The sequence below is a fragment of the Cutibacterium granulosum genome, from assembly GCF_900186975.1.
In the GTDB taxonomy this organism is placed as follows: domain Bacteria; phylum Actinomycetota; class Actinomycetes; order Propionibacteriales; family Propionibacteriaceae; genus Cutibacterium; species Cutibacterium granulosum.
In genome coordinates this window covers 1117938-1128961 of record NZ_LT906441.1, presented here as the reverse complement: position 1 = coordinate 1128961, position 11024 = coordinate 1117938, and the positions used below count along the sequence as shown (strand labels likewise).

Here is an 11024-nt window from a genome sequence, read left to right as displayed (position 1 = left end):
TGTGACCGGCGTTCGCGGCCGGGGAACCGACAGGACGTTGTCAGGTGGTCTTCGGGCTCAACCTCATCTCCGTTTTCCGACACCTTCCCGGTACCAGTGGCACCAGTGGCTCGAGTCGGGTGGATCAGTCATACCGCTGCGCGTCAGCTCCGGTCTCTCACCGGATTCCTGCGCCGGAGAATCTCCAGCAACCTGACTGCCATATACTAATCCGTGTACGCCCCAGAAAAGAAATTCTTCTTCCTGTTTCGCAACTCAGCCAATCCTTCGACACCCTCATGGCAGACGTCCTTATAGACGTGACACCTACGTCTCGTCTTTTTCTGTACCGTTCAGCACCCATCATCGCTAAAAGCTTTGCTGCACCACAGAACCCATCAACCCACCACAAGTCCTTGACTGAAAAAGGGACGAGCCACCCTTGTAAGCCGGGTTCTGTGACCCCATGGGGGCCGGTGATCATCCATCTGTGAACGTCGTTGCCGACGCCCTCCAGCCTTGCAGCTGCGCGGCCTACCCGGGCGCTCGGGCGGGCAGCCCTCGAACACGTCCGCGACCTCACGGTCTTCTTGGCCTTGCTCCGGGTGGGGTTTGCCGTGCCGACACCGTCACCGATGCCGCGGTGAGCTCTTGCCTCACCGTTTCACCCTCACCGATTTCTCGGCAGTTTGTTTTCTGTGGCACTGTCCCGCGGGTCTCCCCGGGTGGGCGTTACCCACCACCCTGCCCTGTGGAGCCCGGACTTTCCTCGACAGATCATCGTCTGCCGCGATCACCCCGGGTGGCTCGTCCAAACATCCATTCTAGCCCGTGAGCATCGCTTCATGACAGCCGATGGGGCACACCACACCTGGCGGAACCGGCACTCTCCACCTCGAGCACCTTCGCCGGAACGTGACCGGCCCACCTCGGACCACGGCCCGGTCAGAATCCCATTCACCACTCAGAGCCCCACTCCTCAAAGGAAATGTCGTCTCACAGGGGACGCACCATGATGCGGTCGCACTCCTCACAGCGCAGCACCTCGTCTGCCGGGGCCTGGTCGTAGCGGCGTTGGTCGCCAGGATTGGCGACGATTCCGCAGGCACTGCACACGCCATGCTCCAACCTGCCGGCCCCCATCCCGGTGCGTTCCAGCAGAGTCTGGTACAGCTTGAGCAGATCGGCCGGGAGCGCCCCGGCCTGGGCGGTGCGCTGCGCGACGAGACGCTTGAGCTCGGCGTCGATCTCGGAGAGGTCATGGTCCCGGGAAGCCAGCACCTCGCGAATGTGGCCGTCAAGGGCCTTGCGGGCCTCGTCGGCCTGCTCCTGAGCCGCTTCAGCCTCCTCGACCCGCTGCATGATGTCGAGCTCGGCATCCTCCAGATCACCGATACGCCGCTTGAGGTGCTCGATCTCGTCGGTGAGACCGCGCAGTGCCTTGTGATCGATCTGGCCGGCATCCACCGTGGCCTGGTTGCGCTCCAGACGGGCCCTCGCCGGGGCAAGGTCTGCCTCGATGCGCTTCTGGTCGGCCTTGAGGTCGAAGACGACCGTCTGCTTGGCGACAAGATCCTCGGCGAGGCTCTGACGCGAGCCAGCAAGTTTCCTGAGCTCGGCGAGTTGGGGAAGAACCTTGCGATCATGACGCCTACGGGCGATGAGCCGGTCGGTCTCGGCCAGGTCGAGAAGTTTCCACTGGTCCTGCGGTGCTGCCTTCACGCTACCTCCTGCAACTGTGAACCCGGGGAGCTTGACCACCAGACTCTGCTGAACTTGTGAGAGCCAGCCTATCCGGCTGGACCCGGCTCATTACAATGACACCCATCGCACATTCGACGGAGAGGCGAGAGTTTCCATGACTGATGTGACTGATCGTTCCGGCAGGCCCGCCGGTTCCCAGATCCAGGCCGCTGATGAGCAGAAGGTCCCCAAACGCCAGACCCCGTTCTCCCAGGCGTTTCGTGACTTCATCCCCACTGGCTGGCAGCCCTACGACTCCACCATGCCACAGCCCCTGGACTCGGTGCCCTCGGCGCGCACGCACCGTGACGTCCTGGCCGCAAGGTTCCCCGGCGAGGTGCTCGTCATCCCCGCTGGCGTGCTCATGCGTCGCAACAACGACTGCGACTTCCCGTTTCGTCCACACACGACGTTCGTCTACTACTCCGGGCTGGGCACCGATCGGGAGCCCAACGCGGTGCTCGTCATCGACACCACCGGGTCCACCACCCGCGACGTGCTGTACTTCAAACCGCGCGCCCCGCGCACCGATCGGGAGTTCTACGCCGATCCCACCTACGGCGAGATGTGGGTCGGAAAGCGCGAGTCGTTGGAGGAGATGTCGACGATGACCGGCCTGCAGTGCCGTGACATCGCCGAGCTGGATGCCGCCCTCAGCAGTTCGGCCCCGGGCGGTTCCGCGCCGCTGCGCGTCATCCGGGAGGCCGATCCGTCGATCACCGACAAGGTCGACGTCGCCCGTCAGACCACCTCTGGACGTGGCGACGCAGCTGCCGACGAGGCATTCGACGAGTTCACCTCAGACGCCCGATTCTGCAAGGACGACTGGGAGATCGAGCAGCTGCGCGACGCCTGCCGTAGGTCGAAGGTGGGATTCGAGGACATGATCCGTCAGATGCCCGAGGCCGTGCGGCGCGGCCGCGGCGAGCGATGGATGGAAGGCATTTTCGGACTGCACGCCCGTCACCTGGGCAACAACGTCGGGTACGGCTCGATCTGTGCCGCCGGCGACCACGCCAACACCCTGCACTGGGTGCGCAACGACGGCGACCTGCGCCCCGGAGAACTCATCCTCATCGACGCCGGCATCGAGATCGACTCCCTCTACACCGCAGACATCACCCGTACCCTGCCCATCAGCGGCACGTTCTCACCGGCCCAGCGCCGGGTCTACCAAGCCGTCCTGGATGCCCAGGACGCCGCCGCCAAGGTGGCTCGGGTGGGCCATGACCACGCCGAGATCCACCAGGCGGCGATCCGGGTCATCTGTGAGTACCTGGCCGACTGGGGGATCCTTCCGGTGAGTGTGGACGACGCCGTCTCCCCCGAGGGCGGTCAGTTCCGTCGCTGGATGGTGCACGGCACGAGCCATCATCTCGGTCTGGACGTCCACGACTGCTCCCAGGCCCGCCGTGAGGACTACTCTGGCCCCCTGCGCAAGGGGATGTGCATGTCCGACGAACCCGGCATCTACTTCAAGCAGACCGACCTGCTCGTTCCCGAGGAGTTCCGAGGCATCGGGGTGCGCATCGAGGACGACCTGTGCATCACCGACGGTGAACCCGAGTGGCTGTCGAAGGACTGCCCGCGCGAGATCGACGAGGTTGAGGCCTGGATCGCTGACCTCTGGGGCTGAGACGTCAGGCGTTGAACACCTGGTCGCGCACCTCGCGCAGCTCCAGCGCGAGGTCGCGGGCCTGTTGGGCCACCTTGTGCTCGGCGAGCACCTCATAGTGGGTGGCCACCACCTGCTGCACCGAGTTGTAGTCGCGCTCCCCACGACTCATGGCATACGTGATGGCCGCGGTGATCATGCCGATGACCACTCCGATGAGCAGGCCGGACAGCAACATGACGACCAGACTGTTGAGCGAGTAGAAGAACGACATCATGAGTCCGACGAGCAGGCCCATACCCACCCCGGAGATGGCACCCTGACCGAGCACCGTGCCCCAGGTCTTGCGACCAATGACCCGCTCGACGCTGCGCAGGTCGGTGCCGACGATGCACAGATTCTCCACCGGGAACTCCTTGTCGGAGAGATGATCGACCACCTTCTGCGCCGTCTCGTAGTCGTTGACGACGACAACGGGCTTCGGATATTCCAGCTGGAACAGGGACGACACGTGGGCAGGCTGCATGAAATGGTCACCTCACAGGTTCGGGTACGACCATCCTACGGGGCCAGATGCCCTGCCGACGACCAAGTGAGCTCCCGGCGTGTACCGACGGCATCGGTCAGCTGCCGGAGAACTTGCCCGGGCGGTGCTCAGGTGTGTAGACAATGCATATGAGCACCGAAAACCCGCTTGTCCCAGCGATCCATGAGGCGCTGTCTCGTGTACAGGATCCGGAGATCAGGCGACCCATCACCGACCTCGGCATGGTTGACGAGGTATCCGTCGACGACAACGGCCGCGCCTACATTCGCATTCTCCTGACGGTTCCGGGATGTCCACTCAAGGACACCCTGCGTGAGGACGTCACCGAAGCAGCCACCTCCGTCGACGGAGTGCGTGGTGCCTACGTCGAGCTCGGGTCCATGACCGACGAGCAGCGCGCCGCCGTGCGTGAGCAGCTTCGTGGTGGCGCCCCCGAACCCACCATCCCGTTCGCCGAGCCGGGCAACACCACCAAGGTCATTGCCGTGGCCTCCGGCAAGGGCGGCGTCGGCAAGTCGTCGATGACCGTCAACCTGGCCCTGGCCCTGGCTGGGATGGGCCGATCGGTCGGTCTGCTGGACGCTGACATCTACGGCCACTCGATTCCCGACATGCTCGGTGCAGGTGACGCCCACCCCACCCCGCTGGACGACCTGCTCCTGCCGGTGCCCGCCATGGGCATCAAGACGATCAGCATCGGCATGATGAAGCCCAACAAGGACGATGTCATCGCCTGGCGTGGCCCGATCCTCGACCGCGCCCTCACCCAGCTGCTGGCCGACGTGCACTGGGGAGATCTCGACTACCTGCTGCTCGACCTGCCACCCGGCACCGGCGACATCGCCATGAGCCTGGGCCAGAAGGTTCCCACCGCCGAGGTGCTCGTCGTCACCACCCCGCAACAGGCCGCCTCCGAGGTGGCAGAGCGTGCCGGGACGATGGCTGCCCTCATGAACCAGAAGATCATCGGCGTGGTGGAGAACATGTCGTGGCTGGCGTTCACCGCCCCCGACACCGGTAAGGAGTACCGGATCGACCTGTTCGGCTCCGGCGGTGGTCAGGAGGCTGCCAATGCCCTGTCGAAGCGGTTGGGTACCGAGGTGCCGCTGCTGGCCCAGGTCCCCATGGACATCGAGCTGCGCAAGGGCGGCGACGAGGGTGATCCGATCGTCACCGCACACCCGGAGTCCCCGGCTGCCCAGGCCATCGTCGAGCTGGCCAAGAACCTGGACTCCTGTCCCCGTGGCCTGTCGGGGATGCACCTCGGCGTCTCACCGACGAACAACGCCTGAGAAGCCCGACGTACCCACCTGACGACGAGGGGTGCCGGCATGTCCGGTGCCCCTCATCAATATTCACACCGCGTATCGCATCCTCGTTGAGTCAGACCCGTTGCCGACAGTCGGAGCGCTGTCAGTCGACCTCACCGGTACCCACGTTTTCACTCCCCGCCGGCGTCATCCTTCCTGAGCGACTCAGGCTGCTCCGGCAACGAGCACATCCGTCATCGTGACGCCCGGCAGCGCCTGTCACGGGAGTTTCCGCCACGTGTCCGCTGGAAAGCTCAAGTGGCTTCGACGTCGAAGGGCACCACCATGCCGTCCACCACCTCGACGCTCTCCTCCTGGCTCTGCGACTCGGACACCGCTGACGTCGCTGCCGGATCATCCACCGTGGACAGGTCCAAGGCCGTCTGCACGTCGTGCAGATCTGAGCGCAGATCGTCGATGTCGTCCTGCATGCCATTGATGACGTACTTGCGGACGAAGTTCTTGGGATTGAGGTCGCGATAGTCCAGGTCGGCGAATTCCGGGCCCAGCTCGTCACGCAACTGGTCACGCGTGCTGTTGGCGATGTTCTTCAGGTAGTGCGTGACGCGAGCGGCCTTGCGGGCGAATTCCGGCAATTTCTCCGGGCCGAAGATGAGCACGCCCAGAATGATGAGAACCCCGATCTCGGAGGGCGATGCGGTGGACATGGCTCCTACTCTAGCGGTGCACCGGACGGGACGCGATCACAGATCGATCCGGTCGAGCAGCTCGCAGAATCGTTCGACCGGCTCGCCCGTGGCAGGGACCATGGGCAGTCGCGTCGGTCCGACGTCAAAACCCTGATGGGCCAGACCAGCCTTGACCATCGTCAGCCCCGGCAGGTCGAACACACCGGTGAGCAGCGGCAGGATCTCCCGATAGATCGCCAAGGCTTCGTCCAGACGTCCAGCCAGGCGAGCCTGGAAGATCTGCTGCATCCGCCGTCCGGTGAAATGGGTGGAGGTGCCCACCAGTCCCACCCCGCCCAGACTCAGCAGTGCCGGGGTGATGGCGTCGTCGCCGGAGTAGTAGGCCAGCGTGGTGTCTGCCATGACCTTCGCCGATTCGACGAGCTGGCCCTTGGCATCCTTGACGGCGACGATCTGCGGGTGATCGGCCAGCCGGACGAGTGTCTGCGTCGCAATCGCAGTACCGGTACGCCCAGGAATGTCATAGACCATGATCGGCAGGTCGGTGGCCTGCGCGACGGCCATGAAGTGCTGATAGATGCCCTCCTGGGTGGGCTTGGAGTAGTACGGAGTGACGACGAGCAGCCCATCGGCACCTGCCTGCTGAGCCTGCTTGGCCATCCGCACGCTGTGAGCAGTGATGTTCGACCCCACCCCGGCGATGATCTGGGCGCGGTCTCCCACTGCCTGTCTGGTCGTTCGGACGATGTCTGCCTTCTCCTCGTCCGTGGTGGTCGGCGACTCCCCGGTCGTCCCATTGACGACGAGACCATCATTGGCCTGCTCATCCACTAGTCGCTGGGCAAGTTCCCCGGCACGGTCCAGATCCACCGCGAAGTCGTCGGTCATCGGAGTCACCATGGCCGTCAACAGACGACCGAAAACAGGATCAGACATGGCATAGACCTTCCGTTGGCACGTGAAACCCATGCTAACCGCCCGCACCCGCCACCTGAACCGACTTCGACGGTGTGCCTTCGAGGATACCGGTAGGCTTGAGGGCGTGAATCCTCAAGAGTCTCGTCCGTCCCAGCTGGATATTGCCTCCTGGGAGTATTCCGAAGATTTCGTCGCCCCCTCGGAGGCGTTTCGCAACGCGCACGCAGCTGCCCTCGAGGACGGTCTGCCTACGGTCACCTCAGGAACGGCTGCGATGCTCACCTTCCTGACCCGGCTGGTGTCAGCGCAGACGGCTGTCGAGATTGGTACGGATGCCGGGGTGACGGCACTGTCCCTGCTCAGCGGTATGGCGCAGCGCGGGGTCCTCACCAGCGTCGACCCCGAGACCTTCCACCAGGAGACGGCCCGCGAGGTGCTCAAGGAGGCCCAGATCGCCACCAACCGATTCCGCACCATCGCGTCCAACCCGTTGGACGTGCTTCCCAAGCTGCGCGACGGGGCCTACGATCTCGTGCTCATCAACGGGGACCGACTCGAGTACGTCGAGTACCTCTCCCAGGCGTTGCGGCTGCTGCGCTCCGGTGGTCTGCTCATCATGAACGATGCCCTGGCGAGCTACCATCTCGCCGATCCAGACAATCAGGACGACGACACCCTCATCATTCGGGAAGCCCTGGAATCGGTGCAGCAGACCGAAGGGCTGACCACCTCACTGGTACCGGTGGGAGTTGGCCTGCTGCTGGCCGTCAAGGACTGATCGAGCTCGAGGGCCGCACCTAGGCAGCGTTGATGTGCCCTCTCGAAGTGGTCCGGGCGGTTTGACGCCGGTCCGGGGCATCACCTGACGTGTCATTCCACACGCCCTGGCAGGAACCCGGGGCCCTGCCAGGCTGAGCCCGTCGACCAGCCACACAGCACCGACTGGACGCGTCCGGCATGGGAGTATCAGTACGGAACGGTGATTCCCTTGCCCACCACGGTGACCCCCGTCGGTGAGACCGTGAATCCACGAGCCCGGTCGTGCTCATGGTCCACACCCACCTGGGCCCCGTCGGGAACGATGACGTTCTTGTCGAGGATGGCCCGGTGCACGGTGGCGTTGGAGCCGATGCACACGTTGTTCATGAGGATGGACTCATCGACCCGGGCCCACCGTTCGATGCGTACTCGCGGCCCCAGCACGGTGCGGTAGATGTCGGTGCCCGAGATGATGCACCCGGAGGAGACCAAGGTGTCGTCGCAGGAACCACGCATGACGAATTTCGCTCCCGGTGCCTGTTCCTGGATGCTCCAGATCGGCCAGTCGGGGTTGTAGAGGTTGAACTCCGGTTCCACCGACACGAGGTCCATGTGCGCGTCGTGGTAGGCATCGATGGTTCCCACGTCACGCCAGTAGTCCCGATCCTTCTCGGTGGTTCCGGGCACCTGGTTGTCACAGAAGTCGTAGACCTGCGCGTCCCCGGCCTCGACGAATCTCGGGATGATGTCGCCACCCATGTCATGACGCGACTCAGCGGACTGGGAGTCTGCGAAGAGTGCCTCGACCAGGGCGTCCCGACTGAAGATGTAGTTGCCCATCGACGCGTACGACTCCTCCGGTGAGTCGGGCAGGCCCGGCGGATCAGCAGGTTTTTCCAAGAAACTGTTGATCTTGTTGTCCTGCGCGGCGTCGATGATGCCAAAGGCCGAGGCATCCTTGCGCGGGACGCGGATTCCAGCGACGGTGCAGTTCAATCCGGACTCGACGTGCGCCTCCAGCATCTGGGAGACGTCCATGCGGTAGATGTTGTCGGCCCCGAAGACGACGACGTAGTCGGGATCCTGGTCATTGATGAGGTTGAGGGACTGGAAGATGGCATCGGCACTGCCTTGGAACCATCGTGGACCGAGCCGCTGTTGGGCTGGTACCGGGGTGACGTAGTTGCCGAGCATGGTGCTCATACGCCATGCCTGGGAGATGTGACGGTCCAAGGAGTGCGATTTGTACTGGGTGAGGACGGCAATCCTCGTCAGCCCTGAATTGGCCAGATTCGACAGGACGAAATCGATGAGCCGGTACGTGCCTCCGAATGGGACAGCCGGTTTGGCACGGTCCGTCGTGAGCGGCATGAGACGTTTCCCCTCACCACCGGCAAGGACTATGGACAGGACTTTGGTGTGCGACGTTGCCATGATGTGAACCTATTCCCTGCGACGGTTGGGACACGCCAAATCCTACTCGGACCACAAGCTTTCCTCCCCCGGTCTCCGTAGATCGAGCAACCAACACTGAGAACTGCCTGAGTGTGGGACGATCGGGGCATGAAGGTGTCCATCCTGACCCGCGAGTACCCACCATCAATCTACGGCGGAGCCGGCGTCCACGTCGCCCAGCTCGTCCCTCACCTGCGCAATCTTGTCGACGTCGACGTGCAATGCATGGGAGAGCCCCGGGACGGCGCCACCGCCCACCGGGAGGATTTCCCTGCTGGTGCCAACCCAGCGCTACGCGTGTTCGGCGCAGATCTGTCCATGGTGGCTGCCATCGACGAGGACGTCGATCTCGTGCACTCCCACACCTGGTACGCCAACCTGGCCGGTATGCTCACCGGAATCTACCGCGACGTGCCGCACGTCGTGAGCGCCCACTCCCTCGAACCATTCCGCCCGTGGAAGGCCGAGCAGCTGGGTGGTGGATACCGGCTGTCGTCGTGGGCCGAACGCAGCGCCTACGAGGCTGCCGACGCAATCATCGCCGTGTCGGACGGCATGCGCAAGGATGTCCTGAGCGCCTATCCCCAGCTGGATCCGAACACGGTTCACGTCGTGCGCAACGGGGTGGACACCGAGGAGTTCCATCCGGTGGACGAGACCGATGTGTGCACCCGGATCGGGATGGACCCTCATGCCCCCTCGGTGGTCTTCGTCGGACGGATCACGAGGCAGAAGGGGCTGGTCCACCTGGTGCGTGCTGCCCTGGAGCTCGACCCGGACACCCAGGTGGTACTGCTCGCCGGAGCCGCCGACACCCCACAGATCGCCGCCGAGTTCGATGCGGCATTCACCGACCTCAAGGCGGCCCGCAAGGCGCCAGTGCTGCGAGTGGAGCAGATGCTGCCACGTGCCGACGTACGTCAGGTGCTCTCCGCCGCCACGGTCTTCGCCTGCCCGTCGGTCTACGAGCCCTTGGGAATCGTCAATCTTGAGGCCATGGCCTGTGCCACACCGGTGGTCGCCTCGGCCGTCGGCGGTATCCCCGAGGTCGTCGTCGACGGGCAGACCGGTTGGCTCGTCGACGGGGTACCCACCGATTCCTCCACCCCAGACGAGGTGGCCCGATTCCGATCGTCCTTCGCCGAGAGGATCAACATGCTCACTCGAGACGCGCAGCTGGCCGCGCAGTTCGGTCGGGCGGGTCGCCAGCGCTGCATCGACGAGTTCTCCTGGGCGAGGATTGCCGACCAGACGCTGCAGGTGTACCGCCAGGCCGCGATACACCACCTGGCACCTGAACTGTGAGGACCACCCGACCCTCTGGTCAGGAGAAACCGCCTGTCGTCAACGACGCATCGAGGAGCACGCTGCTCACCAGTGGCATCATGCAGGGATTCACATGCCTGGAGCAGGGACCGCACCGGCGTCCACACCCATGAATGCCAATGAGCCTGACCAGAGGCTCAGGAATCCCAGAGATGCAGCAGGACCCGAGGTCACCCCCCGGGCCCTGCATCGCAGCGAAGCAAAATGTCAGCCGACGACTTCCTGCAAGCACTTGTGGAGCTCCGCAGCTTCCTCCGCGTTCAGCTCGACAACCAGACGGCCACCGCCGTCCACCGGGACACGCATGATGATGCCGCGCCCCTCCTTCGCAACCTCCATGGGACCGTCACCGGTACGTGGCTTCATAGCTGCCATGTCATACTTCCTTGCTCGTTCGCAGTGGGTGAGTCCCTTCCATTATTCCGCATCCGTCCGAGAATCGGGATCACCGGTCTGGTTCATGGCGGGATCGGCGCTCATCTGACTGGCAAGTCGGTCCAGTAGGGCATCCACCTGTGCCGGTGAGTATCCCCGTCGTACGGTGGCAAATTTCGCATTGCGAATGTCAGCTGGCGAGAGTTCTCCCTCGGGGAGGTCTGGCACCGGGCGATCGTCCACGGTGGCAGGCACGTCACCAAATTTCCCGGATCCGGCCATGACGGCCAACCCCATGATGACGACGACGATGACGCACAGGAACCAGATCACTTGCTCTCCCCAAT

At 64.0% G+C, this 11024-nt stretch carries 11 protein-coding genes, 1 other RNA gene and 1 riboswitch; of the genes, 4 read left to right on the top strand and 8 right to left on the bottom strand.

Annotation, left to right across the window (positions count from 1 at the left end):
* Window positions 1–26: 26 nt before the first annotated feature.
* A riboswitch (cobalamin riboswitch) is annotated at window positions 27–211 on the bottom strand.
* Window positions 212–408: 197 nt separating this feature from the next.
* An RNA gene (gene rnpB, locus CKV91_RS04735) (RNase P RNA component class A) lies at window positions 409–788 on the bottom strand.
* A gap of 187 nt (window positions 789–975) precedes the next feature.
* Complete coding sequence (locus tag CKV91_RS04730) at window positions 976–1701, bottom strand: zinc ribbon domain-containing protein (RefSeq protein WP_021104504.1); 726 nt, start codon at window positions 1699–1701, stop codon at window positions 976–978.
* A 136-nt stretch (window positions 1702–1837) separates the two neighbouring features.
* Here CKV91_RS04730 and CKV91_RS04725 point away from each other — a divergent pair, with 136 nt between their 5' ends.
* Entirely contained in the window at window positions 1838–3358 is a 1521-nt protein-coding gene (locus CKV91_RS04725) for an aminopeptidase P family protein (protein ID WP_065860922.1), read from the top strand.
* A gap of 4 nt (window positions 3359–3362) precedes the next feature.
* Here the strand turns inward: CKV91_RS04725 and CKV91_RS04720 are convergent, their stop codons facing one another.
* Window positions 3363–3863 carry a YflT domain-containing protein gene (locus CKV91_RS04720; protein ID WP_021105968.1) on the bottom strand — a complete coding sequence of 167 codons (501 nt, stop codon included), beginning with the start codon at window positions 3861–3863 and terminating at the stop codon, window positions 3363–3365.
* Between the two features lie 149 nt (window positions 3864–4012).
* On the opposite strand from CKV91_RS04720, the gene CKV91_RS04715 reads away from it, so the two are divergent.
* Window positions 4013–5176: an Mrp/NBP35 family ATP-binding protein gene (locus CKV91_RS04715; RefSeq protein ID WP_021105967.1), complete on the top strand. Its 1164-nt coding sequence runs from the start codon at window positions 4013–4015 to the stop codon at window positions 5174–5176.
* 272 nt (window positions 5177–5448) lie between these two features.
* On the opposite strand, the gene CKV91_RS04710 is transcribed toward CKV91_RS04715, so the two are convergent.
* Both CKV91_RS04710 and dapA read right to left on the bottom strand, forming a co-directional pair.
* Window positions 5449–5862, bottom strand: a complete 414-nt coding sequence (locus tag CKV91_RS04710) for a sec-independent translocase (RefSeq protein ID WP_021105966.1) — start codon at window positions 5860–5862, stop codon at window positions 5449–5451.
* A gap of 36 nt (window positions 5863–5898) precedes the next feature.
* Entirely contained in the window at window positions 5899–6780 is an 882-nt protein-coding gene (gene dapA / locus CKV91_RS04705; RefSeq protein WP_021104511.1) for a 4-hydroxy-tetrahydrodipicolinate synthase, read from the bottom strand.
* Between the two features lie 106 nt (window positions 6781–6886).
* Here dapA and CKV91_RS04700 point away from each other — a divergent pair, with 106 nt between their 5' ends.
* Window positions 6887–7540, top strand: coding sequence for an O-methyltransferase (locus tag CKV91_RS04700; RefSeq protein ID WP_021105965.1), 654 nt, complete (start codon window positions 6887–6889; stop codon window positions 7538–7540).
* A gap of 188 nt (window positions 7541–7728) precedes the next feature.
* Here CKV91_RS04700 and glgC read toward each other — a convergent pair whose 3' ends face one another.
* Entirely contained in the window at window positions 7729–8955 is a 1227-nt protein-coding gene (gene glgC / locus CKV91_RS04695; RefSeq protein ID WP_021104513.1) for a glucose-1-phosphate adenylyltransferase, read from the bottom strand.
* Window positions 8956–9084: 129 nt separating this feature from the next.
* Here glgC and glgA point away from each other — a divergent pair, with 129 nt between their 5' ends.
* Complete coding sequence (gene glgA / locus CKV91_RS04690) at window positions 9085–10281, top strand: glycogen synthase (RefSeq protein ID WP_021105964.1); 1197 nt, start codon at window positions 9085–9087, stop codon at window positions 10279–10281.
* 228 nt (window positions 10282–10509) lie between these two features.
* Here the strand turns inward: glgA and CKV91_RS04685 are convergent, their stop codons facing one another.
* Window positions 10510–10677, bottom strand: a complete 168-nt coding sequence (locus tag CKV91_RS04685; protein ID WP_021104515.1) for a DUF3117 domain-containing protein — start codon at window positions 10675–10677, stop codon at window positions 10510–10512.
* Window positions 10678–10719: 42 nt separating this feature from the next.
* Complete coding sequence (locus tag CKV91_RS04680) at window positions 10720–11010, bottom strand: DivIVA domain-containing protein (protein ID WP_021105963.1); 291 nt, start codon at window positions 11008–11010, stop codon at window positions 10720–10722.
* Window positions 11011–11024 lie beyond the last annotated feature (14 nt).

Bases quoted from the DNA above. Each gene is read 5' to 3' on its own strand.
- CKV91_RS04685 (WP_021104515.1), bottom strand. From the start codon at position 10,677: ATGGCAGCTATGAAGCCACGTACCGGTGACGGTCCCATGGAGGTTGCG.
- glgC (WP_021104513.1), bottom strand. From the start codon at position 8,955: ATGGCAACGTCGCACACCAAAGTCCTGTCCATAGTCCTTGCCGGTGGT.
- CKV91_RS04710 (WP_021105966.1), bottom strand. From the start codon at position 5,862: ATGTCCACCGCATCGCCCTCCGAGATCGGGGTTCTCATCATTCTGGGC.
- CKV91_RS04725 (WP_065860922.1), top strand. From the start codon at position 1,838: ATGACTGATGTGACTGATCGTTCCGGCAGGCCCGCCGGTTCCCAGATC.
- dapA (WP_021104511.1), bottom strand. From the start codon at position 6,780: ATGTCTGATCCTGTTTTCGGTCGTCTGTTGACGGCCATGGTGACTCCG.
- glgA (WP_021105964.1), top strand. From the start codon at position 9,085: ATGAAGGTGTCCATCCTGACCCGCGAGTACCCACCATCAATCTACGGC.
- CKV91_RS04715 (WP_021105967.1), top strand. From the start codon at position 4,013: ATGAGCACCGAAAACCCGCTTGTCCCAGCGATCCATGAGGCGCTGTCT.
- CKV91_RS04720 (WP_021105968.1), bottom strand. From the start codon at position 3,863: ATGCAGCCTGCCCACGTGTCGTCCCTGTTCCAGCTGGAATATCCGAAG.